The following is a 26,614-nucleotide window of genomic DNA, read 5'->3' as shown; positions in this document are numbered from 1 at the left end:
GATGAGGTCCTATGAACCTGAACACCTCTACTGCCCTTGTGGCAAACAATCTCCCGATCCCCAGTGCGCTCGGTTCGCTGGACGCCTACATCGGTGCCGTGCACCAGATCCCGGTGCTGTCGGTCGATGAGGAACAGGAACTGTCGCGTCGCTTCCGCGACGAGCAGGATCTGAACGCTGCACGTGAGCTAGTGCATTCGCACCTGCGCTTCGTCGTGCACGTGGCCCGCGGCTACAACGGCTACGGCCTGCAGCTGGGCGACCTGATCCAGGAAGGCAACATCGGCCTGATGAAGGCGGTCAAGCGCTTCGACCCGGACATGGGCGTGCGCCTGGTGTCCTTCGCTGTGCATTGGATCCGTGCCGAGATGCACGAGTTCATCCTCAAGAACTGGCGCATCGTCAAAGTCGCCACGACCAAGGCGCAGCGTAAGCTGTTCTTCAACCTGCGCAAGTCCAAGACCCGCCTGGGCTGGATGAACGCCGCCGAGGTCAGCGCCGTCGCCAAGGATCTGAACGTCTCCGAGCGTGAAGTGATGGAGATGGAATCGCGTCTGTCCGGCCGTGACATCGGTTTCGATGCGCCGTCGGATGAAGATGACGATCATGCGCCGCCGTCGCCGGCTGCGTACCTGGTCGCACGCGATGAAGATCCGTCGCAGGCCTATGAGCGCGAGGACAGCGAAGACAACCAGCTGAGCCTGCTGCGCGAAGGCCTGTCCAAGCTTGACCAGCGTTCGCGCGACATCATCGCCCGTCGTTGGCTGGACGCTGACAGCAAGGTGACGCTGCAGGAACTGGCAGACGAGTACGGCGTGTCTGCCGAACGCATCCGCCAGATCGAAGCCAATGCGCTGAAGAAGATGAAGGCACTGTTCGCCGCCTGAGCAAGACAGCAGCAGTGAACGAAGGCCCGGGGAAACCCGGGCCTTTTTTTGTAGTACCGAGCCATGCTCGGCAGGGGCTTCATGCACGGACCAACCGTCGCTGGTAAGGCCTCTGCCGAGCATGGCTCGGCACTACGGGACGATTCTCATCACCGGCAGGAAAGCTTTCCCGTGTAGATTCTGCTTTCCTCTTGCAGACGGACCCGATGATGAAAGGACAGTGCCTGTGTGGGGCGATCGAAGTGATCGCCAATGAGCATTCGGAAATCGGCCTCTGCCATTGCAGCATGTGCCGGCGCTGGTCGGGTGGGCCGCTGTTCGCGGTGCATTGCGATGACCAGGTGCAGGTCATCGGTAGCGCGTTGAAGACCTATCGATCCTCCGACTGGGCCGAACGCGGCTTCTGCTCACAGTGCGGCACGCACCTGTATTACCGGCTCGTGCCGGACGGCGAGTACTTCGTGCCGGCCGGGCTGTTCCAGGATCGCGAGTTCGAACTGGCCAGCCAGATTTTCATCGACGAGAAGCCGTCGTACTACGATCTGGCCAACGAGACACCCAAACTCACCGGGCGCGAAGTGTTCGAGCAGTTCGCCAACGGCAACAGCTGATTGCCGCTGGCGCGGCTGCGATCAGCCTGCTGGTTCCTTGCCATCACCCTCGTCGGCATCGCCGAGGATGATGCGCGCGCTGCGCTGGTAGCTCCAGTACGCCACCGCCCAGTTGAGCAGCACCACCAGTCGGTTGCGGAAGCCGATCAGGAAGAACACGTGCGCGGCCAGCCAGAACCACCAGGCCAGCAGCCCGGACAGCTGCAGCTTGCCGACATGCACGATCGCCGCCATGCGGCCGATGGTGGCGAGATTGCCCTGGTCGTTGTAGCGGAATGGCGGCGGCGCTGGCCTGCCGTCCAGGCGCGCGCGGATCACCTGCGCCACATACTTGCCCATCTGCTTGGCGGCAGGTGCCACGCCCGGCACCGGCCGGCCGTTAGCCTGCATCAGTGCGACCAGATCGCCACCGGCGAAGATCTCCGGGTGGCCGGGAATCGTCAGGTCCGGTTCGACCTGCACGCGGCCGGCGCGGTCCAGAGGCACGTCCAGGGTGCGCGCCAGCGGTGAGGCGGCGACACCGGCGGCCCACACCACGGTACGCGCCGGCACATGGGTGTCACCGAGCTGGAAGCCCTGTCCGTCGATATGGCTGACGGCGGTGCCGGTCAACACTTCCACGCCCAGCTTCTCCAGCTGGCGGCGCGCCTTCAGCGACAGCACTTCCGGGAAGGTCGAGAGCACCCGCGGCCCGGCTTCAACCAGCCGCACCTTGGCGTCGGCAGGATTGATATGGCGGAACTCGTTCTTCAACGTGTGGCGGGCGATCTCGGCCAGCGTGCCGGCCAGCTCCACGCCGGTGGGGCCACCGCCGACGATGGCGAAACTCAGCCATGCGGCGCGCTTGGCCGGATCGGGTTCGGCTTCGGCGCGTTCGAACGCCAGCAGCAGCTTGCGGCGCAGGTAAAGCGCGTCGTCCAGCGTCTTCAGGCCGGGCGCATCGGCGGCCCATTCGTCGTGGCCGAAATAGGCATGGGTAGCACCGCTGGCGACCAGCAGCAGGTCATAGCTGATCCGGCTGCCATCGCCGAGCTGCACCTGCTTGGCATGTTTGTCGATGAAGACCACTTCACCCAACCGCACCTCGATATTGCGCTGCCTGCCGAGGATATGCCGCAACGGCGCAGCGATATCCGGTGAGGACAGGCCGGCGGTGGCCACCTGGTACAGCAGCGGCTGGAACAGATGGTGGTTGCGACGATCGACCAGGGTGATGCGCAAGGGGGCATCGGCCAGCGCTCGGCTGGTCCAGAGGCCGGCGAAACCTCCGCCGATGACAACAAGGTGCGGGTGTTGCGGCATGACGTACTCCGGTGTGGCCGGTGAACCGGCCGTGGGGGCGGGTTGTCAGCGCACATCATCGCATTGATGTGCTTTGAAACAGCGATGACCGATACTGGCGGTCAGCTTGCCGCCATGGAGTCAGCCCGTGTCTGAGCCCGAAAAGCGTATCGCGTTGTTGATCGACGCCGACAACGCACCGTCATCGAAGATCGATGAGATCCTCGTCGAAGTGGCCGCATTCGGCGTGGCCAATGTGCGCCGTGCCTACGGCGACTGGAAGAACCCACGCTTGAAGGGGTGGGAAAGCGTGCTGCATGAGTTCGCGATCCGGCCGATCCAGCAGTTCGCCTATTCCAAGGGCAAGAATGCCTCGGACATGGCGATGGTGGTGGACGCGATGGACCTGCTGTATGCGCGCAACCTGGACGGCTTTGCGATTGTCTCCAGTGATGCCGACTTCACCCCGCTGGTGATGCGCATCCTCACCGATGGTTTGAAGGTATATGGCTTCGGTGAGCAGAAGACACCGCTGGCTTTCGTCAACGCCTGCTCGAAGTTCATCTATCTGGAAGCGCTGGGCAACGAGCCAGCGGATGTGGTCGAGCCGGTGGTTGCCAGCAACGCGCCTGCCGCCGTAGCTGCTACGGATTCGGCGGAGCCAGCTGCGGCTCCGATCAAACCGCGCAGCACCAATGAGCTGCGTGGTGACACGCGCCTGCTCAATCTATTGCGCGGTGCAGTGGATGCAGTGGCGGATGAGCAGGGTTGGGCCTTGCTGAGTGCGGTGGGCAATCAGATCGCCAACCGCGCGTCGTTCGACTCGCGCAACTATGGCTATCGGAAGTTGAGCGAACTGATTGATGCCACCGGCCTGTTCGAGGTAAAGCGCGCGGGCAAGGCATCGGCGGTACGCGCGTTGCCACGCAAGGGAGCGCGCGATGAGAATTGATCTGAAAGGAGTGGGCGAATGTTGAAGATCTGGGGCCGGCGCAATTCCAGCAATGTGCGCAAGGTGCTGTGGTGTGCCGAGGAGATCGGCTTGCCGTATGAGTCGATCGAAGTCGGCGGTGCGTTTGGTGGTACGCAGACGGCCGAGTACCGCGCGATGAATCCCAACGGGCTGGTGCCGGTGATCGAGGATCACGGCCTGCCGGTGTGGGAGTCCAATGCCATCGTGCGTTACCTGTCGGCACGTTATGCATTGGACGTGTTGTATCCGTCCGATCCGGTTGAGCGTGCACGCAGCGAACAATGGATGGATTGGACTACCTCGAGTTTCGCGGTGGCTTTCCGTGACCTGTTCTGGGGTGTGTTGCGTACTGCTCCTGCGGATCGTGATGAGGCGCGTATTGCCGCAGCGTTGTTGCGTTGTGGGGAACTGTTGACGCTGGTCGATGCGGCTTTGGAAAAGCAACCTTGGTTGTCCGGCGAGCGTTTTGCGATGGGCGATATTCCGCTGGGTTCCTTTATCTACGCCTGGTTTGAGATGCCCATCCAACGGCCGGAGCTACCGCATCTGGCAGCGTGGTACGTGCGGCTGCAGCAGCGGCCGGCGTACCGGAAAGGGGTTATGACGGCACTGACTTGAGTTGATGTTGGGAAGGCGACCTCCATTCGCCCCTCGCGCGCAAAGAAAAAGCCGCGCTGTAACCAGCGCGGCTTTTTCACTACCTCCGTGCGGACAGCACGGCTAGACAAGCCTTAGAACTTCCAGGTCAGGCCCATGTACAGCTGGCGACCTGCATAGCTGTTGGACAGCAGGCGGGCCTTGGTGTCGCTGCCCAGGTGCACACGTTGCTCGGACTTGGTGGCGTTGAGTACTGAAGCACTCAGGGTCAGGTCCTCGCGGATGTTGAACGCTGCGTTGAGATCCAGCTGATCATACGGTTCGGTATAGATGGTGAAGCCGTTGTTCAGGCCACCAACTACTTCGCCGCGACGGTTGTACGAGGCACGCGCCAGGAAATAGCGGTTCTCGTAGAACACGGTGAAGTTGCCCTGGTTCTTTGCGCTGCCTACCAGCGGCGAGGCACCGATCTTCTCACCGTCGATTTCAACTGAAGCCAGGTTGGTGTCGTTATAGGTGTAGTTGGCCTGGAAGCCCAGACCGAAGTCGAAGGTGTACTGGCCGTACACTTCCACGCCCTGCGATACACCGTTCTGACCGTTGGCTTCGGTAGAGTAGTTCTGCACCGTTACCGTCTGCCCGGCGACGTTCATCTGCAGGTCGCGCACCACCGGTACGGTGAAGTTCTTGACGTCCTTGCGGAACAGGCCGACGCCGGCCACTGCGCCCGGCTGGAAGTACCACTCCAGGCTCAGGTCGTACTGGATGGCTTCAAACGGTTCCAGGTTCTTGTTGCTGCCTGAGCCATACCAGCCCGGATTGGTGGTGCCGCCGGTGACCAGGCGGTCGTTGCTGTACTCCTCGCTGTAATAGCTCAGGCCGCCCGGGTAAGCGATGCTGGTGTAGCTCGGGCGGGCGATGACCTTGGACGCGGCACCGCGCAGCACCAGGTTGTTGGTGATGTCCCAGGCGATGTTGAAGCTGGGCAGGATGTCGGTATAGGTCTTGTCCAGCGAGGCCAGCTCATAGGACTTCTCGCGGGCCAATGCATCCGGCACACGGATCAGGTCGTTTTCGCACTGGTAGCCCAGACCCGAGTTGAGATATGCCCCGGCACCCGGGTCATTGCAGGCCATCGGCGTGCCAGCGCTGTTGTCAGCCCAGTAGTCGACGAAACGCTCAACCGAGTCACTGGATTCGGCGTGCTGCTTGGTGCGGGCTACGCGAACACCAACGTTGCCGCGCACGCGTTCGGTGCGGAAGTTGGCCTGGAAGTAGCCGGAGTAGACCTTTTCGCCCACGTTGTAGACGAAGTCGTCCTCACGGCGGTTCTGCGCTGGACCGTAGGTCTTGTTGAGATAGTCGATGTAAGCAGGGTAGTTGATGCCCGGGAATACATTCGCATTGAAGCCGCCGGCGATGTTGCCGATCGGCTGCGACAGGAAGAAGCCCGGCTGGGCGACACCGGCGGTGGGATCGCAACCGGCCTGGTAGCGCTTGCTGTAGTCGCTCGGATCCGCACCCTGGCACACCCAATAGGTGTTGCCGGTATTGCGGTGCACCTTGCTGTCGCTGTACTTGGTGCCGAACTGGATGGAATCCAGCCAGCCGGCTTCGAACAACTTGTTGAAGTCAGCCTGGAAGTGATTCTGCTCAATGCTGGTCTGGGTCCAGGATGAGTCGGTGGAGCCGGTGTCGACCTCGGCGATGCCGTTCATCAGCTGCTGCTGCAGGTCCGGCGAGAACGTTGCCGACGGCGTACCGGTGATGTCCCACGCGCTGTACTGGTTGCCGCTCTGCCACACACCATCCACCTTGCGGCGGGGCTTGGCTGACATGCGGAAGCTCATCGACGGGCCGCCTTCGGACCAGGTGCGGCCACCAGCGAATGACGCCTTCCACAGCGGGCTGATATCCCAGTCCACGCTCAGATCGGCAGTCTGCGACAGCGCCTTCTCGCGGCTGTAGGTGCCGGTCAACTGCGGGGTCGGAATAGTGCAGTCATCCGGGCCCCAGCCGCCAGGCCGCTTGCCAGCTGCCTTGGCCTCTTCTTCGCTGCAGATATAGGTCTTGCCTGCCAGTTTCTCGTACTCGGCACCGGTTACGATGGTGCCGCTGGGGTCAAATGTGAAATCGTTGAGCAGGCGGCCCTCTTCCCAGTTGCCATCACCAGCGACACGGGCCAGGTTCCATTCCGGAATCTTCAGCATGTTCTGGGTGTAATTGCCTTCCAGCTCGAAGCGGAAGTAGTTCGCGGTCATGGTGACGTTGTCGACCGGCTTGAACTGGAAGGTCAGCTGGTTACCAGTGCGCTCGCGCTTCTCGTCCTTGACCGCAAAGTTGACCGATGTCGGCATGAAGAAGCCGGAGTAGTGGCCGCCGTTCTGGTTGTAGATGCCAGAGCGGCCCCAGAACTGCGTTGCCCCTGGCACACGATTGCCGTGCACGTCGGTGGCGGGGTCGCGGGTGGTGCCCGGCTCATCCCACACGTAGTTGTGGCTGATATTGCCGTTGGCGTCGAGGCGGTCGCTATACCACTGCCAATCCTCGGTGCTGGCGGTCATGGTGCGGCTGCGACGGTTCTGCTGGGTTGCGCCGATCAGCAGGCCGAAGCGCTCGTCCTCGCTGTGCCAGGAGTACATCGCCGATGCCTGCGGGTCGATGCCGCTGGTGGTGTCCGACGAGGTGCCTTCGATACTGGCGAAGCCGGAGTTGGCTTCCATGTCCAGCGGGCGACGCGTGCGCAGGATCACCGTGCCGCCGATGCCGCCCTCTTCCAGGCGTGCTTCCGGGGTTTTGTACAGTTCTGCGGCCGACAGCATGTTGGACGGCAGCAAGGTGTAGTTGAACGAACGTGAGGCTTCGTTGTTGGTTTCCGAGCTGGCGACGTAGTTGCCGTTCAACTGGGTCAGGGTGAGGCCCGAGGCCAGGCCGCGGACGCTGACGTTCTTACCTTCGCCGCCGTCGCGGGTAATGATCACCCCCGGCACGCGCTGCAGCGCGTCGGCCACGTTCTTGTCGGGGAACTTGCCGACGTCTTCTGCCGTGATCACTTCGACCACGGCATTGGCATCGCGCTTCTGCTCAAGGCTTTTTTCGATGGCGTAGCGGTAACCGGTGACGTTGACGCTGTCGAGCGTGGTGGCATCGGTGCTGGTGGTGTTGGCCTGTTGCGCGAATGCAGCGCCGGGAACGGCGGCCACAGCGAACAAGGCGACGGCAATGGCAGCGGACAAGGTGTCGCGGCCGTGCTTGCGTGTGATCTGTTTCATTTCTCTCCCTCTCCTGGATTGAATCGCTAACTGTCACGTTGATTTGGACTTGTATCGATCTAAAAACGGGTGAAACCGGGGCCTTGTTGCGTTCGCTCAATGACTTGTTTGGCGCTCGAGCAGGGTTCCGTTGCCGGTGATCGTGGGGGGGTCGATTTGGATCGATCTAAACGATTGGCGCGCATTTTTTAGCACAGCCAAAGGTTTGACGCATGTTGCTACGCAATATGGCCCTGCTCCCTCCCTTGGCCGCAGGCCAAGGGAGGGCTGGGGGAGGGGTTGGCTTTTGGAGCCTTACCGGTAAGGCCTCTGCCGAGCATGGCTCGGCACTACAGGCCCCTCTCCCCTTTACGGGAGAGGGGTTGGGGTGAGGGCTTTTGGGCTTTGCCGGGAAAGCCCCTGCCGAGCATGGCTCGGCATTACAGGGCGGATTTTCCTGCCGATGTTGCGCCGCAGAATGCGTTGGGCGAAATGCTCATGCTTTACTTGGATCGATCTAAATTTCCGGCAAGGTGCTTCCGGGGATGTAGGTGGGGCCGCGCAGTGCGGGGTCCAGCTAGCTGCAAGTCACTGAAAACACTGCCGGGTAGCGTTTTCCAGGGCCCAATGTTTGCTGCTTTTGCCCCGCTGGCTGCCGTCGTGACGGCTGTCGGGGCAGCTGCGGGGGCCAACCCGTTTTGCTGATGCCTGGCATCTCTCCCCCATCCCGTTCCCGGATGGGCTGGACATCAGCGGCCCGGCTTGTCCGGGCCACCTTCTGCCGTACCGACATCGTTGCCGTACCGACCGACCCAAGGATCCAATGCATGAGCCGATCGCCATCCACCGCCCATTCCCGCCGCCGCCCGTTGGCAACGGCCGCCTGCCTGCTGGCGCTGAGTTTCGCGCCGTTGCTGCAGGCCGCGCCGTCGGCCGCGCTTGAGCGTGAGGTCAACACCTTCATCGGCAGCAAGGATGACGGCAACACCTTCCCGGGCGCATCGGCGCCGTTCGGCCTGATCCAGGTCAGCCCGATCGGCAGCCATTACTCGGGCTGGCGCTACGACGATGAGAAGATCCGCGGTTTTGGCCATTCCTTCATCTCCGGCGCCGGCTGCTGGGAGCAGGGTGGGCAGGTCTCGGTGTTGCCGGTGACTGGCAGCATCGGTCCCGGTGGTGACTTCGATACCAAGGACCCCAAGCGCTTCGACCACAAGAATTACGCCTCGGCGTACAGCCACGATGGCGAAGTCGGCCAGGCCGGCTACTACAAGGTTCGCCTGACCGATTACCGCGGCATCGACGTGGAAACCACCGCGTTGACCCGCGCCGCCGCCGAGCGTTACACCTTCAGTGCGGGCGTGAGCGAAGGTCAGGTGCTGGTCAACGTCGCCCAGGCCAACGAGCGCCATTCGGTGATCGGCAGCGTTATCGATGTGGTCGGCGACCGTGCGGTGGAAGGCAAGCTGGTCACCAAGAGTTTCTGCGGCGGCCACCAGTACACCACCTGGTTCCGCATCGAGTTTGATCGCCCGTTCAAGGCGCACGGCACTTGGGGCGAACAAGGCGGCCTGCCGGGTGCGCGCCACAGCATGGAAGGCGAGGCCAAGCCCAATGGTGCGTGGCTGAGTTTCGATCTGGCTGATGGCCGCAGTGTCACCGCCACCAGCGCGATCTCGCATGTGGATGCCGAAGGTGCACGCAACAATCTGCGCAGCGATGGCATGCAGGGCGGCAAGCTGCTGGGCTTCGATCGCATGCGCGCGCTGTCGCAGGCGCAGTGGCGCGAGCAGCTGGGCAGCGTCAAGGTCGAAGGTGCGAACGCCGATGACCGCACCGTGCTCTACACCGCGCTCTACCACGCGTTGTTGCAGCCGATGACCGGCAGTGATGCCGATGGTCGTTATCGCGGTTATGACGATGTCATCCATCGTGCCGATGGCTGGACCTACTACGAATATTTTTCGCTGTGGGATACCTACCGCACGCAGAACCAGTGGCTGGCACTGACCCGCCCGGAAGTTGCGCGCGATATCGGCCGCAGCCTGCTCGCCATCAATGAGCAGGGCGGTTGGTTGCCGCGCTGGGGTTACGCCAACTTTGAAACCAACGTGATGACTGGCGACCCGGTAACGCCGTTCATGGTCGACCTGTGGCGCTTTGGCGCGCTGAAGGGCCGCGAGTCGGAAGCCTGGGGCGCGCTGCGCCGCAATGCCTTCGAGATGCCGCCGATCAATTCGCGCATGGCTGGCCGTTCCGGCAATGCCAGCTATCTCGCCAATGGTTATGTGGCCTATGACCGTGCCTTCCCGTCCAAGGGCATGGACGTTGATCCGCACCACGGCGGTTCGGCAACGCTGGAGTACGCATTGGCCGATTGCGCGCTGGCGCAGATGGCCGATGGCTTGGGTCACGCCGACGATGCAGCGACGCTGCGCACTCGCGGCGGCAATTGGCACAAGGTGTGGGATGCGGATGTGCGTGATGCCGAAACCGGCTTCACTGGCTTCCCGCGTCCGCGCGACGAGAACGGCAAGTGGTATACGCCTGCCGATGGCCATTACAGCCCGCGCTCGCAGCACGGCTTCCATGAAGGCACCGGCTGGCAGTACCAGTGGCTGGTGCAGCAGGACGTGCCCGGCATGCTGCAGGCCATGCATGGCCGCGAACAGGCCGGCAAGCGTCTGGATGCGTTTTTCGCCTATGACGCGCTGCTGCAGGCACCGCTGACCGCTGCACGCAAGGAATGGGTGGTTGGCCCGTACAGCTACTACAACCAGTACCGCTACAACCCCAACAACGAGCCTGACCTGCATTCGCCGTGGATGTATACGCTGATCGGCCAGCCGTGGAAGACCGCCACCGTGGTCCGCGCCGCGCAACAGCTGTTCACCAATGCGCCGAATGGCGTCACCGGCAATGACGACCTGGGCACGATGTCGGCCTGGTACCTGTTCAGCGCGCTGGGCCTGTATCCGGCAGTGCCGGGCAGTGGCCAGTTCCTGCTGCATGCGCCGCGCTACAGCAAGGCCGAGATCTCCCTGGGCAATGGCCGCACGCTGCGCCTGCAGGCGCCGGGCGCCGATCCGCGCAGCCTGCAATACATCCAGAGCGTGCAGGTTGATGGCAAGCCGCAGCCGGCGGTGTGGCTGGACTGGCAGCGTCTGCAGCAGGGCGGCGATGTGCGCTTCACCCTTGGTGCGCAGGCACCGGAGCAGGGCTGGGGCACCGCACAGGCCGACCTGCCGGTGTCGTACTGCGCCACCCCGGGCAGCGCCCAGCTGTGAGCACGGGCGGCGCCAAGGCCGGGAAGAAGGGCACGGGCAGCGCAAGCGCTGGCCGTGATCCTTTAGGCTTGGCGCATCCCGGAACCGCAGCGGAAACGATGAAAGACACTTCTACCGGCGCCAAGGGCGCACGCAAGGCCGGCCAACGCGCGGTCACCGTCACCGACATCGCGCAGGCGGTGGGCGTGTCACGGGCGACCGTATCGCTGGTGCTGCGCGGCAGCCCCCTGGTCAATGTCGACACCCGCGCCAAGGTCGAGGCCGAGCTGCGCAAGCAGCGCTATGTCTACAACCGCACCGCTGCCAACCTGCGTCGTCGCACCTCGTCATCGATCGCATTGGTGATCAACGATCTGTCCAACCCGTTCTTCGCCGAATTCGCCTCGGGCGTGGACGAAGCGCTGGGTGGCAAGGGCTTCGTGACCCTGCTTGGCAGCACCGGCGAATCACCGCAGCGCCAGCAGGCGGTGTTGAGCACCTTGATGGAACACACGCCCACCGGCTTCATCCTCTCGCCGGCCGAAGGCAGCGATGCCGAAGAGCTGCGCCATGTATTGGGTGCGCATGCCAACGTGCTGTTGTTCAACCGCGAGCTGGCCGGCGCGGATTGGGACTTCCTCACTCTGGACAACCAGCACGGCGCGTACATGGCAACCCGTCACCTGATCGAACGCGGTCATCGTGACATCGCCTTCTTCGGCGGGCATGGTGCATCCAGTTCCTGCGCACAGCGCCGGCTGGGTTACCAGCAGGCATTGAGTGAAGCGGGCTTGCCCTTCCATGCGGACTGGCTGATCGAGTCCGCACCCAACCGTCTGGAAGCCGCTGCACGTACCGGCGAATTGTTCCAAAGCGCACAGCGACCCAGCGCGGCGGTCTGCTACAACGACACGGTTGCCCTGGGCCTGATGCTGGGCCTGACCTCACGTGGCATCCGTCCGGGCGGCGACTTCGCCGTCACCGGTTTCGACGATATCTCCGAGGCCGCGGTCGCGGTGCCGCCGTTGACCACGTTGACCGCAGATCCACGCGAACGTGGTCGGCAGGCTGCAGCCTTGTTGCTGCAGCGCCTGGACAACCCTGACGCTGCACCGATGCGCACCGTCGCACCAGTGCAGCTGCGGATCCGCGAAAGCAGTGCAGCAAGACCAAGCTGACTCCTCAACCCCATCTCCCGATTACCGTATCCAGGCAGCCCACATGCACATACCAACATCGCCGTCATCTACATCAAGCCCGTCGGCGCCCGTGGTCAATACGCGTGTGGCCATGGCGGTGGCGACGACCATCTTCTTCATGTGGGGCTTCCTGACCTGCCTCAACGACATCCTGATTCCACACCTGAAGTCGGTGTTCGAGCTGAACTACACCCAGGCAATGCTGGTGCAGTTCACCTTCTTCGGTGCGTACTTCCTGATGTCGCTGCCCGCGGGTCGACTGGTGGCACGGCTGGGTTACAAGCAGGGCATCGTCGCCGGTCTGGTGATTGCCGGCATCGGTGCACTTGGCTTCTGGCCAGCGGCTGAACTGCGCATCTACGGTGCCTTCCTTGCGGCCTTGTTCGTGCTGGCTACCGGCATCACCGTGCTGCAGGTGGCGGCCAATCCCTATGTCGCACTGCTGGGCCCGGAGCGCACCAGTTCCAGCCGTTTGACGCTGGCACAGGCGTTGAACTCGCTGGGCACCGCAATCGCGCCGATCTTCGGCGGCATGTTGATCCTGGGCAACACGGTGAAGAGCGCCGATGAGCTGACCGCGCTGCCGCTGGCTGACCAGCTGGCCTACCGCGCGCAGGAAGCGCAGTCGGTGCAGGGGCCGTATCTGGGCCTGGCGGTGGCCTTGTTCCTGCTGGCGTTGTTCGTGTTCCTGTTCCGTCTGCCGTCGCTGAGCGAGAACAGCGAGCAGGCCGACAGTGCACACCACAGCTACGGCGACGCATTGCGCCACAAGCACCTGCTGTTTGGCGTGCTGGGCATCTTCTTCTATGTGGGTGCCGAGGTTTCGATCGGCAGCTTCCTGGTCAACTACCTGTCGCTGCCCAACATCGGTGGTTTCAGTGAGCAGCAGGCCACGCACTATGTGTCGCTGTACTGGACCATGGCGATGATCGGCCGCTTTGCCGGCTCGCTGCTGCTGGTGCGCTTCTCGCCGCGCAAGCTGCTCGCCCTGTTCGCGATGATCAATGTCGGCTTGCTGGCCCTGACCATGGCCACTGAAGGCCAGGTGGCCTTGTACTCGATCGTGGCGATCGGCCTGTTCAACTCGATCATGTTCCCGACCATCTTCGCGCTCGGCATCGAGCGCCTGGGGCCGTTGACCAACAAGGCCTCCAGCCTGTTGATCATGGCCATCGTCGGTGGCGCAGTGGTGCCGTTCCTGCAGGGCATGCTGGCCGATCGCATCGGCGTGCACCATTCATTCGTACTGCCGTTGCTGTGCTACGGCTACATCATTTTCTACGGGCTGGTCGGTTCGCGCACCAGCACCGGCGTTACCCAACAGGACTAAGGCCAGATGGGCAAGATTGTTTGTTTCGGCGAGATTTTGATCGATCTATTAGCGCAGCCGCCGGCCTCGGCCGACACCCCGCGCGCGTTCCTGCAGTACGCTGGCGGTGCCCCCGCCAACGTCGCAGTGGCGGCCGCGCGGCTGGGTGCCAGCAGCCATTTCGCCGGCATGCTGGGCCGCGACATGTTTGGCGACTTCCTGCTGGAGAGCCTGCAGCAGGCCGGGGTCGAGACCGATTGCATCGTGCGTACCGATGCAGCCAAGACCGCGCTGGCCTTCGTGGCGTTGGACGCGCATGGCGAACGCAGCTTCAGCTTCTACCGGCCGCCGGCGGCGGATCTGCTGTTCCGCGCCGAGCACTACCTGTCCGCCTGCTTCGACGGCACCGCCTGCTTCCACGTCTGCTCCAACAGCCTGACCGAAGCGGACATCGCCGCAGCGACCTTCGTTGGCATGGAGCGCGCGCGCGCTGCTGGGGCCGTGGTCAGCCTGGATCTGAACCTGCGGCCGGCGCTGTGGCCAGCGGGTGTCGATCCCTCGCCACGGCTGTGGCAGGCGCTGGAACGCGCCGACCTGATCAAGCTCTCGCGCGAGGAACTCGATTACCTGGCCGCGCCGCTGGGCGCCGATGGCGACGCACAGGTGTTGCGTCGTCTATTGGCGGCGCAGGCACGCTGGGTGATCGTCACCGACGGCGCGGGCACGCTGCGCTGGTATACCCGCCATGGCGAGGGTGAGGTGCCGAGCTTCCGCGTGCAGGCGGTGGATACCACCGCTGCCGGCGACGCCTTTGTCGGCGGTGTGCTGGTCGGGCTGGTTGAGCGGGGCGGCGCTGGCGCCGGTTTTGCTGCGTTCTGCCAGACCCCGAACGCAATCCATGGCACGCTGCGCTTCGCTGCCGCGGTAGGTGCCCTGGCGGTAACCCGCAAGGGGGCGTTCGCGGCAATGCCGGCCTTGAGTGAAGTACAGCAACTGCTGCAGCAACAGGAAGCCACCGCATGACCACCACGCCCGATTTCCGTTCCCCGGCCTTCCTGCGCGCGCATATCGCCGACACGATGGCCTTCTACCATCCGCATTGCATCGATGCAGATGGTGGCTTCTTCCACTACTACCGCGACGACGGCAGCATCTACGACCGCAGCCATCGCCACCTGGTCAGCAGCACCCGTTTCGTCTTCAACTATGCGATGGCCTACCGCGAGTACGGCAACGCCGAGTATCTGGAAGCGGTGAAGCACGGCGTGCGCTATCTGCGTGACGTGCACCGCAATCCAGCCACTGGCGGCTACGCATGGACCCTGCGCGACGGCAAGGTCGAAGACGACATGAACCACTGCTACGGCGTGGCCTTCGTACTGCTGGCGTACAGCTGCGCGTTGAAGGCCGGCATCGAGCAGGGCCGTGAGTGGATGGACGAGACCTGGCAGCTGCTGGAACGCCACTTCTGGGAGCCGCAACACGGCTTGTACCGCGACGAAGCCGACGCCAACTGGAACTTCACCGGTTATCGCGGCCAGAACGCCAACATGCATATGTGCGAAGCAATGCTGGCTGCGTTCGAGGCCAGTGGCGAACAACGCTACCTGCAGCGCGCCTTGCAGCTTGCCGACAACATGACCCGCCGCCAGGCGGCCAAGGCCGGCGGCCTGGTCTGGGAGCATTACGACATCGATTGGAACATCGATTGGAACTATAACCTGGACAATCCCAAGCACCTGTTCCGTCCGTGGGGTTTCCAACCCGGCCATCAGACCGAATGGGCCAAGCTGCTGCTGATCCTCGACCGCCACGTCGATGCCGATTGGCTGGTACCGACCGCACGGCACCTGTTCGATACCTCAATGACGCGTTCGTGGGATGAAGCGCGCGGTGGCCTGTATTACGGCTTTGCGCCGGAGTCGCGCCGTCAGCCGAACATGGATGGCGCGGCGATTGGTGGCGACAGCTTCGTCTGCGACGACGACAAGTATTTCTGGGTGCAGGCCGAGTCGTTGGCCGCCGCCGCGCTGCTGGCCAAGCGCACCGGCGATGCCGGCTACTGGGAGTGGTACGACCGGCTGTGGGCGTACTCGTGGCAGTACTTCGTCGATCATCGCTACGGCGCGTGGTTCCGTATCCTCAATGCTGACAACGGTAAATACGACGACGAGAAGAGCCCCGCCGGCAAGACCGATTACCACACCATGGGCGCGTGTCACGAAGTGTTGAATGTGGTGCGCGAAGGCTGACCAACAGCATTCGGATTGTTTCAGTCGTCATCCCCGCGAAGGCGGGGATCGCTCTTGTTCTTCGCTTCAGTAGTGAACTCAGAGCAAGCGTAGTTTCATGTTTTGTTGAAGACGGTTTGACGGTCGGTAAGAAAAGCGCAACCAGCAACAGGGAGGAAGCAGCATGCAGCACGCGCATCAAAAATTTGGATCGATACAAATTCATGCTCAGCGCGCACGCCGCAGCCTGTTGCTGTGCGCGCTGTGGTTGGCTTCCAGTGCCGCAGTGGCTGCACCACTGCAGGCGCAGTGGAACTTCCGCTTGCTGCCGGGCGATGCGCAGTTGCAGGCGCATCCGGGCATGGACGCGTGGAAGACCGCAACAGTGCCAGGTAGCGTGCATACCGATCTGATGGCCGCCGGCTTGATCGGCGATCCCTACGTAGGCGCCGCCGAGGCCGGCCTGCAGTGGATCGGACTCGCTGATTGGGAGTACCGCGCGCGCTTCGATGTGGATGCCACAACCCTGGCGCGTCCGCATGCCGAGCTGCGCTTCGATGGCCTGGACACCTTTGCCGAGGTCCGCCTCAACGGCCAGCCGTTGCTGAAAGCCGACAACGCACACCGAACCTGGCGTGCACGCGTGGATGGCCGCCTGCGCGCGCAGGGCAATGAATTGCAGATCGTGTTCCGCTCGCCGATCCGCACCCTGCTGCCGCAGGTGCAGGCGATGCCGCACAAGATTGCCGGCAATTATCCTTCGCCCTACGGTGACGAACCCAAGGACGCGATGGTAGGCAACTTCGTGCGCAAGCCCGCCTACCACTTCGGCTGGGATTGGGGCCCGCGTTACGTCACTGCCGGCGTGTGGCGGCAGGTGCACCTGGACAGCTGGGATCAACAGCGCATCACCGATCTGGCAGTACGCACCGACGCACTGGACGCAGACAAAGCCGATCTGAGCGTGCTGCTGCAGGTGGAGCAGGCGGACAGCGCCGCGAGCCAGCAGGTCGTCATCGATGTGCGTGACCCGGATGGCAAGTCGGTCGTGCAGATCAAGCGCGATGTCGCGCTGAAGCCCGGCGAGAACAGCGTTTCGCTGCCATTGCAGATCGACAAGCCGCGTCGTTGGTGGCCGGTTGGTTACGGTGCGCAGGATCGCTACACCGTGCAGGCCCGGCTGGGTGAGGGCAAGCAGGACGCGCTGACGTCCAGCATCCGCATCGGCCTGCGCACCGTGCAGCTGCAGCGCGAAGAGGACAAGGACGGCGGGCAGGGCTTCGGCTTCGTCATCAATGGCGTGCCGGTATTCGCCAAGGGGGCGAATGTCATTCCGTTTGATGCCTTCCCGGCCCGGGTGACGCGTGAGCGCCTGCGCCGCGACCTGCAGGCCGCACGCGATGCCAACATGAACATGCTGCGCAACTGGGGCGGTGGTTACTACGAAGACGATGCCTTTTTCGACATCGCCGACGAACTCGGCCTGTTGGTCTGGCAGGACTTCATGTTCGGTGGCGGCATGCAGCCCGGCTATGATCCCGCGTTCCGCGCCAACGTGGTGGCCGAGGCGCGCGACAACATCCGTCGTCTGCGGCATCACCCCAGCATCGTGCTGTGGTGTGGCAACAATGAGGAAGAAACCGCGTGGAAGGACTGGGGCCACGGCAAGACCTTGAAGGAGGCCGATCCGGCCTTCGCCGAGAAGGTCTGGCAGGGCTATGTGGACCTGTTCGGCACGGACCTGCGCAAGGTCGTCGCCGAGGAAGGCCTGGGCGTGCCGTACTGGTCCAGCTCGCCCAGCAATGACCTGGACAGCAAGGCCAACGACTCGCGCCGTGGTGACAAACACTACTGGGAAGTCTGGGGCAACCCGGCGCTGCCGCCGACGGCCTACCTGAAGGAAACCCCGCGCTTCATGTCCGAGTATGGTCTGCAGGCCTGGCCGCAGCTGTCGACCATCAACGCCTTCGCCACGCCGGAAGAACAGCAGGTGGATGGGCCGGTGATCGAGGCGCACCAGAAGTTCCTGGCTGGCAAGGGCAACGAGCGCCTGCTGCACTACATCGAGATGGAATTCGGCACGCCGCGCTCGTTCCCCGACTTCGTCTACCTGAGTCAGATGATGCAGGCCGAAGGCATCGAGCTTGCAGCACTGCATCACCGTGCGTCGCGTCCATACACGATGGGCTCGCTGTACTGGCAGCTCAACGATGTGTGGCCCGGTGCATCCTGGTCCAGCATGGATTACTACGGCAACTGGAAGGCGCTGAACTTCCACGCGCGCCGCTTCTTCGCCGAGGTGGCAGTGGCAGCACTGCGCGATGAAGGCAGTACGCGCTTCAGTCTGCTCAATGATGGCCGCGAGGCAGTGCAGGGGCAGTGGCGTGTACGCGTGCTGGATTTCGAAGGGCGGGAGTTACAGCAGCAGCGCAAACCGATCAGTTTGCCCGCGCTGTCGGCCATCGAGGCTGCACGCTTGAGTGACACCGAATTGCTGCAGGGCGCAGATCCCAGCCGCAGCGTCGCCGTATTCGAACTGCTGCGCGGTGATGCAGTAGTGGCACAGCGTCTGGTCTATTTCGTCCCGGCCAAGCAGCAGGCCTTGCAGCCGGCACAGCTGCACAGTGAGCTGCGCGCCGAAGACGATCACTACCTGCTGCAGCTGCGCGCCGACAAACTGGTCCGCGGCATCTGGATCGGTTTCAACAATGCCGATGCCAGCGTCGAAGACAATGCCTTCGACCTGCTGCCTGGCCAGACCCGCACGCTGGTCGTGCGCAGCACCGCACCGCTTTCCACCCTGCGCACGGCCCTGCACCTGCAGACGCTGGGCGACACCTTGCAGTCCCGTCCCGTTGCATCGCAAGACAACGCTTCCGTCGAGAGGATCCACTGATGACCCGTTCCCTGCGTACCGCCCCCCTGGTCGCCGCGCTGATGCTGGCGCTTTCCGCCTGCAGCCAGCAGGCCGCCGCTCCTGTCACTACCCCGGCTGCACCGGCCGCAGCTGCTGCACCGGCTGATGCCGCGCTTCCGGCCGTCGATGACGCCGAAGCTGCACGTATGGCCGAGCAGGTCCGCGAAGCCACCCGCCACGCCTGGCAGGGTTACATGCAGTACGCCAAGGGCCACGACGACCTGAAGCCGATCAGCGGCCAGCCGCGCGACTGGTATCCCAAGCCGTTGCTGATGTCGCCGGTGGATGCACTGGACACCCTGCTGCTGCTCGGCCTGGACAAGGAGGCCAACGAAGCCCGTGAGCTGATCGTCACCCAGCTGTCCTTCGACCAGGACATCGACGTGCAGAACTTCGAGGTGACCATCCGTCTGCTCGGCGGCCTGCTGTCGGCCTACCAGATGACCAACGACGAACGCCTGCTCAAGCTCGCCGATGATCTGGGCACGCGCCTGTCGCCGGTGTTCGACAGCCCGACCGGTCTGCCGTACACCCACGTCAACCTGCACACCGGCAAGACCAGCGGCAAGATCAGCAACCCGGCCGAAACCGGCACGCTGCTGCTGGAATTCGGCACCCTGGCCAAGCTCACCGGCAAGCAGGCGTATTACGACAAGGCCAAACGCGCGCTGGTGGAAACCCACAAGCGTCGCTCCAAGATCGGCCTGGTCGGTTTGAACATCAACGTCGAAACCGGCGAATGGACCAACAAGGACGCCTCGATTGCCGGCGGCATCGACTCGTACTACGAGTACCTGCTCAAGTGCTGGAAGCTGTTCGGCGACGAAGACTGCAAGAAGATGTGGGACGAGAGCATCGGCCCGATCAACCAGTATCTGGCTGACGAAGTCCGGGAAGGCGAGCTGTGGTACGGCCACGCCGACATGGACACCGGTGCCCGCACTTCCACCACGTATGGTGCGCTGGACGCGTTCATGCCGGGCCTGCTGGCCCTGGGCGGTGACCTGGATCGTGCCAAGCGCCTGCAGGAATCCAACCTGAAGATGTGGCGCCTGCATGACATCGAGCCGGAGTCGCTGGACTACGCCAAGATGGAAGTGCGTTCGCCCAGCTACGCGCTGCGCCCGGAGATCGTCGAGTCGGCGTACTACCTGCACCACTACACCGGTGACGCGCGCTACCGCGGCATGGGCAAGGAATTCTTCGATGATTTCGTGCGCTACACCCGCACCGACCACGGCTTCGCCGCGCTGAAGGATGTCCGCAGCAAGGAGAAGGACGACTCGATGGAGAGCTTCCTGTTCGCCGAGACGTTCAAGTACTACTACCTGCTGTTCGCCCCGGCCAAGACCCTGGACTTCGAAGGCATCGTCTTCAACACCGAAGCCCACCCGCTGCGTCGTACCTGGTAATAGCGAGCGAGAGCCAAGGCTCCGTGGATTCATCCGGAGCACGGCTTTTCCACAACCCATCCGGAGCAAGGCTGTTTCGTAGATTGTCCGGAGCCAGGCTTCCTCCCCTCTCCCGCTTGCGGGGTGAGGGGGGCAGCTTGCGAACCGCAGGTTCGCTGTCCAACGAACGCCCTTGCGTCAACGCAAGGGCTGGGGCGCGGAGCGGGGGCAGCGGGTGAGGGCCGCCTCGCCTATTTATCCCAACGGAAGCAGCTTTTCCGCTCTAGGTGAGCCCCCCTCACAACCCCACCGTAAGACCACGCTAAACTCCGCCACAACACGGACCATGGCGGGGGCCGATGGAGCTGTCTTCCATCCTGATCATCGACGACGATGCAGCTTCGCTGGCGAGGCTGGCTCGGCTCGTGGCTGAATTGCTGGTCGAGCAACCGCCGAAGATCCACATCGCCGACACTCTCGGCAACGCCCGCGCACTTCTGCAAACTCATCACTTCGACCTGGCCCTGGTCGACATGCAGCTGCCAGACGGTACCGGCATCGACCTGATCGGCTGGATGCAGCAGCACGTACCGCAACTGCAGGCAGTGGTCGTGTCCGCTTTCGCCGAGGAAGAATCCATTTTCGCCGCACTACGCGCAGGTGCCGTCGGCTACCTGCTCAAGGACCGCGACGACATCGAACTGACGGTGGCCTTGCGCAGCCTGCAGCGCGGCGGCGCACCGATCGATCCGATGATCGCGCGGCGCATTCTGGCGTTGCTGCCGACGGTGCAGGTGCAGGCTGCTGCGCCACCCATGCCAAGCGCACAGCTGTCCGAGCGCGAAATAGGCATCCTCAGCCACGTGGCGCAGGGCTACGGCAACCGCGAGATCGCCGACCTGCTCGGATTGTCGCGGCTAACCATCGAGGCACATACCCGCAACATCTATCGCAAGCTTGCGGTGGGGTCGCGGACCGCTGCGGTCTACGAAGCGCGCGCGATGGGGCTACTGCCTTGATCCGCTGGCTGTTGCTGTTGCTGCTGTTGGCCGCCTGCGTTGGCAGTGCCGGCGCACAGACAGCAGGCATCACCCGAATCACCCACGCTGAAGCTGTACGTGCCGATTGGCAATCGCCGGCCGCGCCAGCGCAGGGCTGGGTGCAGGTACCGCTTGCCGATCAATGGCAGACGCGCTGGCCGGATCACGATGGAGTGGTCTGGTACCGCCTGCGCTGGCAGCAGGATGACGCCAATCAGCCAACCGGCCTGCTGCTCGACTACACCTGCATGGCGGCGGCCGTCTACCTCAATGGCAGTCTGATCGATCGTGATGCATCGCTGGTCGAGCCGTTGTCACGCAGCTGGCACGTGCCGCGCTACTTCCTGCTGCAGTCGCCGCTGCTGCGACAGGGCGAGAACGAACTGCTGGTTCGGGTGTCCGGCCTGGCGGCTTACCAGCCCTCACTCGGTGTGGTGGATGTAGGCGATCCGAAGGAATTGCAGGCACGTTATCGCAAGGAGATCTTCGTCCGCCACGACCTGCAGGTGTTGGATAGTGCAATCGGCTTCGTGCTGGCGGCAGTGATCGGCATGTTCTGGTTGCTGCGACGCAAGGAATCGATGTACGGCTGGTATGCCTTGAGCGCGGTGTTCGGACGCCTGTACGACAGCAATTTTTTTGCCAGCAGTCCGTGGCCGTTCGCCACCACTGATGGCTGGCAGGCGTTCATTGGCGCTTGCTATGTGGCCGGCGCTGCTGCCCATACGGTATTCCTGCTGCGCTTCTGTGAGCGGCGTTGGCCGCGGCTGGAGCGGGTGCTGCTGGTCATCGCCGTGCTGGTGATGGCCGGTGCCTTGCTGTGGCCGCAATGGATGGGGCCACACCGCAACGTCTATCTGGTGCCAACCATCGCCTTCCTGTACGTGGTCTCGTTTACTTTCATGGGCTATGCGCTGCGTAGCGGCCGGCGTGACTACCAGGTGCTGGCGCTGTGCATCATCCTGCCGATCGCGGTATCGCTGCACGATCTGGGCGTGTACATGGGCTGGTATGGCGGGGTCAGCTACCTGGGATCGTTCACTTCGCCATTGATGCTACTCGGCATGGGCTTTGTGCTGGCGTACCGCTTCGCCAATACCATGCAGCGGGTGGAAGACTTCAATGCCGAGTTGCGCCATGAAGTGCAGCAGGCCACCACGCAGTTGGCGGATACCTTGCAGCAACAGCATGCGCTGGAGTTGTCGCACAGCCGCGCCGGTGAGCGCCTGCAACTGGTGCGTGACCTGCACGATGGCTTTGGCGGCACCCTGGTGGGGGCAATCGCCCGCTTGGAACAGGCACCGGGCGACATGCCGCGGGAGCAGGTCATCAACGTGCTGCGCGAGATGCGTGACGACCTGCGCCTGGTCATCGACAGCACCGCTCGCGAGCAGGCGGATCTGGCCGAGCTGCTGGCGCCGCTGCGCCACCGCGCCAGTGGCTTGCTGGATGCGGTCGACATCCAGGCGCATTGGCATCTGCAGGACATCAACGGGATCGAGTTGGGCGCCAGCCGCAGCCTCGACCTGCTGCGCCTCCTGCAGGAAGCGCTGACCAACGTGTTCAAGCACAGCCAAGCGCAACGCGTGGATGTCTACCTGCGCAGGCAAGGTGACCAGTTGCAACTGCATGTCGACGACGACGGTGTTGGTCTGAGGCAGGGCGCTGACGGAACGGTTGCGGCGCGTACAGGTGCAGGGTTGGCCAGCATGCGGCTGCGTGCACGCAGGCTCGGTGGTGAGCTGCAGGTATCACCTGCTGCCAATGGCACGGGTACCCGGCTGGCGTTGGTACTGCCGCTGATGGCGTGACCGTCTGCGGCACGTCATGCCGCGGACTACCTGATTTCGTGGATGCGGGATTGGCGGGCCCGGCGTTAGGTTTCTTCCTTGCTGATTCGGGGGATTCCATCATGAACCGTCATGTCGTTACCAAGGCTGGACCGCTGGCGGCAGCTGCCATGCTTGCCTTGCTGCCATCGTTGCAGGCGCAGGCCGCTGAAGTCGTTGGCGGCACCTCGCCGACCGCGCCCTGCACCCAGGACACCGCCACTGGTGCCATCGCCTGTCAGGACGGTAGCCGGGTGGGGAGTGACGGCTCCCCTGGCCCGAACATGCTGGGCTGGAGCACCTCCGCTGGCGGGCTGGGCAACGCCACCGGCAACACCGCCTTCGGGCAGGGCAGTTCGGTCGGCATGGGCGGGCAGGGCTCAAATGGCACCGCCGGGGGGACCGGTGGTACCGGTGGCAATGGCGGCGCGTACAACCTGGCGTTCGGCAGCAACAGCAGTGCTGGTAACGGCGGCAAGGCTGGTCAGGGCAGCGCGGGTGGCACAGGCGGCAATGGTGGCGCCGGCGGCAACTACAACATCGCGTTGGGCAATGGCAGCCAGGCCGGCAATGGCGGCAACGGCAATGACATGTGCTGTGGTTTCACGGCCCCCACGGGTGCTCCGGGCACGGACAACAACGTCGCCATCGGCAGGAACGCGATAGCTGCCGGTGGTGGCTCGGTAGCCTTGGGCTTTGGCAGCACCGACGGTGGCTTCGCCAACGTGGTGTCGGTGGGTTCGGCTACATTGAAACGACGCATCACCAATGTCGCTGCCGGCGTCGATGGCAATGATGCGGTGAATGTCACCCAGTTGAATGCGGTGTCAGCATCCACCAGCAGTGGCTTGTCGGGCGTGGCGGCCTGGCTGGGCGGTGGTGCTGCGTACAGCGGGGGCGTGTTCACCGCACCCAACTATGCGATCCAGGGAGGGGTGCAGCACAGCGTGGGCTCTGCGCTTGGTGCGCTGGATACTGCGTTGACCAACCAAGGCACGGACCTGCAGAACTACGTCGACGCCGAAGCGGGTGCTGCGTTGGCAACGGCCAACCAATACACCGATACGCGTGAAACAGGCATCCGCGCCGATCTGCTGGGCGCGGACGCAGTGATGTTGACCACTGCCAACAGCTACACCGATGGCCGTGAGGCCGCCGTGCGGAGCGACATGGCAGCCAGCGCCAACACCACGCTGGATGCCGCGATTGCGCACGCCGATGCGCGTGAATCGGTGGTACGTACGGACATGGCCGGCGCGGACGCGGCGACGCTGACCAGTGCCAACAGCTATACCGATACGCGTGAAGCGGCCATCCGCGACGACATCGCTGCCGGGGGGGACGCCACGCTGGATGCGGCCAACGCGCACACCGATACGCGCGAGGCAGCGATCCGCGCCGATATGGCCGATGCGGACGCGTCGACCCTGGCCAGCGCCAACAGCTATACCGATGCGCGTGAAGCGGCCATCCGCGACGACATCGTCGCCGGCGGCGCGGCCGCCTTGGATGCGGCCAATGCGCATACCGATGCGCGCGAGGCGGTGATCCGCACGGACATGGCAGCAGGGGATGCGTCAACGCTGGCTTCAGCGAACGCTTACACCGATACGCGTGAGGCTTCGTTGCGTGGTGACCTCGCGGCGGGCGATGCGGCCACGCTTGACTCCGCCAACCAGTACACCGACCAGCAGGTCGCCAACAGTCAGGCGATGGGACTGCAGGCCGCGCGCGCGCATGCCGATGCCGGTGACGCCGCGACCTTGGCCGCGTCCACGGTCTACACCGATGCCCAGGTGGCGACCGTGCGCGGTGAGGTCAGCGCGGGGGATACGGCGACGTTGGCTTCTGCAAACCAGTACACCGATACAACCGCAGCCCAGACCCTGACCAGTGCCAATGCCTACACGGATAGTGCGCTGGCCGCATTCAGCGACGATTTCACCCGTTTCCATGACGGCGTCGAGCAACGCCTGCGCAATCAGGACCGACGTATCGACCGGATGGGCGCGATGACCTCGGCGATGACCAACATGGCGATCAACGCGGCCGGTGGCCAGAGCGCGCGCGGGCGGGTTGCGGTGGGCGCCGGTTTCCAGGGTGGGGAGCAGGCCTTGTCGATCGGTTATGGCGTGCGGCTGGGGACGCGGGCTTCATTCTCGCTGGGCGGAGCCTTTGGTGGCGGTGAGAAGTCCGCCGGTGTTGGCTTCGGCGTTGATCTGTGATGTCGATGATCGCGGACGCGTAGCGTGACGGCCCTTGCGTTGCCGCTGGGGACTGACCTGGTGCCAGCGTTTGCTATCGAGGCGAGCACGGCTCCACAGCACCGCCGTATTCGCAACGGCTCATGGATCATCAACGATGCAGGACTGCGTCGCGAGGTTGAACTGTCCATCGGGAGTGCGGCGTGGCACGTCGTCATCCGCGAGCAGAGGATGATGCAGCGGAGACTGCAGCATTCCGGGCGCTGAGGTGCGGGGCTCAGCCCAGTCGAGGCAATAGCGAATGCAGGGCGCGGGTGATCGCCGGTTTAAACCTTTTGCCCGTTGCATGCATCCAAGTCTGGAGTCGGTGATCGCGACAGCCGCGATCTGACACATTTCCGCCAGTCACGACCGGAGCCAGACGATGCGACGTGCAACCTCCCGAAACCTGTTGTGCCTGGGTGTGCTTCTCTGCGTGCTGCCTCTTCAGTTGGTTGCGGCGACGCTGGAGGCTGCCAATGACGCGACACGGCGCTTCATTGTTGCCACCATGGAGGACAGAGGCATCCCGGGACTGCAGGTTGCGGTGGTCAAGGACGGCAACGTGGTGTTTTCGACGGCGGTCGGGCTGGCCAATGTCGAGAACAAGGTGGCAGCCACGCCTGCGACCCTGTTCCCCATCAACTCGGCGACCAAGGCATTCACCGGCGTGGCGGTCATGCAGCTGGCCGAAGCCGGGCAGCTTGATCTTGATGCGCCAATCTCCACGTATCTGCAGCAACTGCCAGCCGCATGGCAGGCGATCCGTGTACGCCAGCTGCTGGCGCATACCTCCGGCCTGCCGGATATCGTCGATGCGCAGGGCCTGGTTGGTGGTGGCTCCGAAGCAACGGCATGGCAGCTGGTTGAGCAGCAGCCGATGCAGGCCTTGCCGGGCGCGCGGTTCGCCTACAACCAGACCAACTACGGCTTGCTGGCCAGGATCATCGCTCAGCGTAGTGGCAGGGCCTACGAGGACTATCTGGCGGACAACCAGTTCAAGCGTGTTGGCATGACGCACGTCGGGTTCGGTGATAGCTACGATCTGCTGCCGAACGCGACGACCATGTACAGCTTTTTTCCACGCAGCAGTGATGCTGCCGGTGCACCGAAGCGACTTTCGCACTGGTTCTACGACATGCCACAGGGCTTGTGGGCCGGTGGTGGCATCCAGGCCACTGCCGATGATCTGGCGCGCTGGTTGGCGGGCTTGTTGCAGCATCGCGTGCTGCGGGCTGACAGCCTGGCGCAGATGTGGACGCCAGAGCGTCTGAACGATGGCAGCGAAGGTGATTGGGCCGCGGGCTGGCCTGTATCGGGGCCGGCGGGAAAGCGCCAGATCAGAAGCTTCGGTGGCGCACGGGCGGCGTTCGTGGTCTATCCGGACGAAGGCCTGGCGGTGGTGGTGCTGACCAATCTTGTAGGTGCCAACCCGCAGCAGTTCACCGATCAGATCGCCGACTTCTACAGGTAGCAGCGTAGAGCCGAGATCCTATGTTCGCGGTCAAGCCTGCTGGAAGCAGGCTTGACCTACTCTCAGCATGGTCGGATCGAAATCCCGGCCGCTCTTGAGAACACCCCACGCGATT

The 26,614-nt window shown here is 63.7% G+C and carries 17 protein-coding genes; 15 read left to right on the top strand and 2 right to left on the bottom strand.

The features are described from left to right. The first annotated feature begins 11 nt into the window (after positions 1 to 11). Together rpoH and ACVOK8_RS13170 are read left to right on the top strand one after the other, a co-directional pair. On the top strand, positions 12 to 887 hold the full coding sequence (rpoH, locus tag ACVOK8_RS13175; RefSeq protein WP_481567215.1) for an RNA polymerase sigma factor RpoH: 876 nt from the start codon (positions 12 to 14) through the stop codon (positions 885 to 887). Between the two features lie 209 nt (positions 888 to 1,096). Beyond that, a complete protein-coding gene (locus ACVOK8_RS13170) occupies positions 1,097 to 1,498 on the top strand; it encodes a GFA family protein (RefSeq protein ID WP_481567214.1) in 402 nt (133 codons plus the stop codon). A 21-nt stretch (positions 1,499 to 1,519) separates the two neighbouring features. On the opposite strand, the gene ACVOK8_RS13165 is transcribed toward ACVOK8_RS13170, so the two are convergent. Further along, complete coding sequence (locus ACVOK8_RS13165; protein ID WP_481567213.1) at positions 1,520 to 2,800, bottom strand: NAD(P)/FAD-dependent oxidoreductase; 1,281 nt, start codon at positions 2,798 to 2,800, stop codon at positions 1,520 to 1,522. A 127-nt stretch (positions 2,801 to 2,927) separates the two neighbouring features. On the opposite strand from ACVOK8_RS13165, the gene ACVOK8_RS13160 reads away from it, so the two are divergent. After that, positions 2,928 to 3,731 carry an NYN domain-containing protein gene (locus tag ACVOK8_RS13160; protein WP_481567212.1) on the top strand — a complete coding sequence of 268 codons (804 nt, stop codon included), beginning with the start codon at positions 2,928 to 2,930 and terminating at the stop codon, positions 3,729 to 3,731. Positions 3,732 to 3,749: 18 nt separating this feature from the next. Further along, complete coding sequence (locus ACVOK8_RS13155; protein WP_481567211.1) at positions 3,750 to 4,370, top strand: glutathione S-transferase family protein; 621 nt, start codon at positions 3,750 to 3,752, stop codon at positions 4,368 to 4,370. 113 nt (positions 4,371 to 4,483) lie between these two features. Here ACVOK8_RS13155 and ACVOK8_RS13150 read toward each other — a convergent pair whose 3' ends face one another. Continuing rightward, positions 4,484 to 7,621 (bottom strand): TonB-dependent receptor, encoded by a 3,138-nt coding sequence (locus tag ACVOK8_RS13150; protein ID WP_481567210.1) that lies wholly within the window; start codon positions 7,619 to 7,621, stop codon positions 4,484 to 4,486. A gap of 806 nt (positions 7,622 to 8,427) precedes the next feature. Between ACVOK8_RS13150 and ACVOK8_RS13145 the strand changes: the two genes are divergently transcribed. The 11 genes from ACVOK8_RS13145 to ACVOK8_RS13095 all read left to right on the top strand — a co-directional run bounded on the left by ACVOK8_RS13145 (position 8,428) and on the right by ACVOK8_RS13095 (position 26,499). Then, the gene (locus ACVOK8_RS13145) at positions 8,428 to 10,887 is read left to right on the top strand and encodes a GH92 family glycosyl hydrolase (RefSeq protein WP_481567209.1); all 2,460 of its coding nucleotides are present in this window, start codon (positions 8,428 to 8,430) and stop codon (positions 10,885 to 10,887) included. A 98-nt stretch (positions 10,888 to 10,985) separates the two neighbouring features. Continuing rightward, complete coding sequence (locus ACVOK8_RS13140) at positions 10,986 to 12,044, top strand: LacI family DNA-binding transcriptional regulator (protein ID WP_481567208.1); 1,059 nt, start codon at positions 10,986 to 10,988, stop codon at positions 12,042 to 12,044. Positions 12,045 to 12,087: 43 nt separating this feature from the next. Then, entirely contained in the window at positions 12,088 to 13,395 is a 1,308-nt protein-coding gene (gene fucP / locus ACVOK8_RS13135) for an L-fucose:H+ symporter permease (RefSeq protein WP_481567207.1), read from the top strand. A 6-nt stretch (positions 13,396 to 13,401) separates the two neighbouring features. Continuing rightward, positions 13,402 to 14,397 carry a carbohydrate kinase family protein gene (locus ACVOK8_RS13130; RefSeq protein WP_481567206.1) on the top strand — a complete coding sequence of 332 codons (996 nt, stop codon included), beginning with the start codon at positions 13,402 to 13,404 and terminating at the stop codon, positions 14,395 to 14,397. Then, on the top strand, positions 14,394 to 15,626 hold the full coding sequence (locus ACVOK8_RS13125; RefSeq protein ID WP_481567205.1) for an AGE family epimerase/isomerase: 1,233 nt from the start codon (positions 14,394 to 14,396) through the stop codon (positions 15,624 to 15,626). Before ACVOK8_RS13130 ends, ACVOK8_RS13125 begins: the two co-directional genes overlap by 4 nt. A gap of 163 nt (positions 15,627 to 15,789) precedes the next feature. Then, a complete protein-coding gene (locus ACVOK8_RS13120; protein WP_481567204.1) occupies positions 15,790 to 18,501 on the top strand; it encodes a beta-mannosidase in 2,712 nt (903 codons plus the stop codon). Then, positions 18,501 to 19,934: a glycoside hydrolase family 47 protein gene (locus tag ACVOK8_RS13115; RefSeq protein ID WP_481567203.1), complete on the top strand. Its 1,434-nt coding sequence runs from the start codon at positions 18,501 to 18,503 to the stop codon at positions 19,932 to 19,934. Before ACVOK8_RS13120 ends, ACVOK8_RS13115 begins: the two co-directional genes overlap by 1 nt. Positions 19,935 to 20,272: 338 nt before the next feature. After that, positions 20,273 to 20,932, top strand: a complete 660-nt coding sequence (locus ACVOK8_RS13110) for a response regulator transcription factor (protein WP_481567202.1) — start codon at positions 20,273 to 20,275, stop codon at positions 20,930 to 20,932. Continuing rightward, positions 20,929 to 22,764: a sensor histidine kinase gene (locus tag ACVOK8_RS13105; RefSeq protein WP_481567201.1), complete on the top strand. Its 1,836-nt coding sequence runs from the start codon at positions 20,929 to 20,931 to the stop codon at positions 22,762 to 22,764. The genes ACVOK8_RS13110 and ACVOK8_RS13105 overlap by 4 nt, the downstream gene beginning before the upstream one ends. A gap of 101 nt (positions 22,765 to 22,865) precedes the next feature. Further along, positions 22,866 to 25,007 carry a hypothetical protein gene (locus tag ACVOK8_RS13100; RefSeq protein WP_481567200.1) on the top strand — a complete coding sequence of 714 codons (2,142 nt, stop codon included), beginning with the start codon at positions 22,866 to 22,868 and terminating at the stop codon, positions 25,005 to 25,007. A 403-nt stretch (positions 25,008 to 25,410) separates the two neighbouring features. Beyond that, on the top strand, positions 25,411 to 26,499 hold the full coding sequence (locus ACVOK8_RS13095) for a serine hydrolase domain-containing protein (RefSeq protein ID WP_481567199.1): 1,089 nt from the start codon (positions 25,411 to 25,413) through the stop codon (positions 26,497 to 26,499). The last annotated feature ends 115 nt before the right edge of the window (positions 26,500 to 26,614 follow it).

This window comes from Stenotrophomonas sp. STEN083 (assembly GCF_056759195.1).
The sequence above is the reverse complement of the archived record's forward strand: the minus strand, read 5'-3'. Positions and strand labels throughout refer to the sequence as shown.

Excerpts from the sequence above, each read along its gene's own strand:
- rpoH (WP_481567215.1), top strand. The coding sequence starts at position 12 with ATGAACCTGAACACCTCTACTGCCCTTGTGGCAAACAATCTCCCGATC.
- ACVOK8_RS13170 (WP_481567214.1), top strand. The coding sequence starts at position 1,097 with ATGAAAGGACAGTGCCTGTGTGGGGCGATCGAAGTGATCGCCAATGAG.
- ACVOK8_RS13165 (WP_481567213.1), bottom strand. The coding sequence starts at position 2,800 with ATGCCGCAACACCCGCACCTTGTTGTCATCGGCGGAGGTTTCGCCGGC.
- ACVOK8_RS13155 (WP_481567211.1), top strand. The coding sequence starts at position 3,750 with ATGTTGAAGATCTGGGGCCGGCGCAATTCCAGCAATGTGCGCAAGGTG.
- ACVOK8_RS13150 (WP_481567210.1), bottom strand. The coding sequence starts at position 7,621 with ATGAAACAGATCACACGCAAGCACGGCCGCGACACCTTGTCCGCTGCC.
- ACVOK8_RS13145 (WP_481567209.1), top strand. The coding sequence starts at position 8,428 with ATGAGCCGATCGCCATCCACCGCCCATTCCCGCCGCCGCCCGTTGGCA.
- ACVOK8_RS13140 (WP_481567208.1), top strand. The coding sequence starts at position 10,986 with ATGAAAGACACTTCTACCGGCGCCAAGGGCGCACGCAAGGCCGGCCAA.
- fucP (WP_481567207.1), top strand. The coding sequence starts at position 12,088 with ATGCACATACCAACATCGCCGTCATCTACATCAAGCCCGTCGGCGCCC.
- ACVOK8_RS13130 (WP_481567206.1), top strand. The coding sequence starts at position 13,402 with ATGGGCAAGATTGTTTGTTTCGGCGAGATTTTGATCGATCTATTAGCG.
- ACVOK8_RS13125 (WP_481567205.1), top strand. The coding sequence starts at position 14,394 with ATGACCACCACGCCCGATTTCCGTTCCCCGGCCTTCCTGCGCGCGCAT.
- ACVOK8_RS13120 (WP_481567204.1), top strand. The coding sequence starts at position 15,790 with ATGCAGCACGCGCATCAAAAATTTGGATCGATACAAATTCATGCTCAG.
- ACVOK8_RS13115 (WP_481567203.1), top strand. The coding sequence starts at position 18,501 with ATGACCCGTTCCCTGCGTACCGCCCCCCTGGTCGCCGCGCTGATGCTG.
- ACVOK8_RS13110 (WP_481567202.1), top strand. The coding sequence starts at position 20,273 with ATGGAGCTGTCTTCCATCCTGATCATCGACGACGATGCAGCTTCGCTG.
- ACVOK8_RS13100 (WP_481567200.1), top strand. The coding sequence starts at position 22,866 with ATGAACCGTCATGTCGTTACCAAGGCTGGACCGCTGGCGGCAGCTGCC.
- ACVOK8_RS13095 (WP_481567199.1), top strand. The coding sequence starts at position 25,411 with ATGCGACGTGCAACCTCCCGAAACCTGTTGTGCCTGGGTGTGCTTCTC.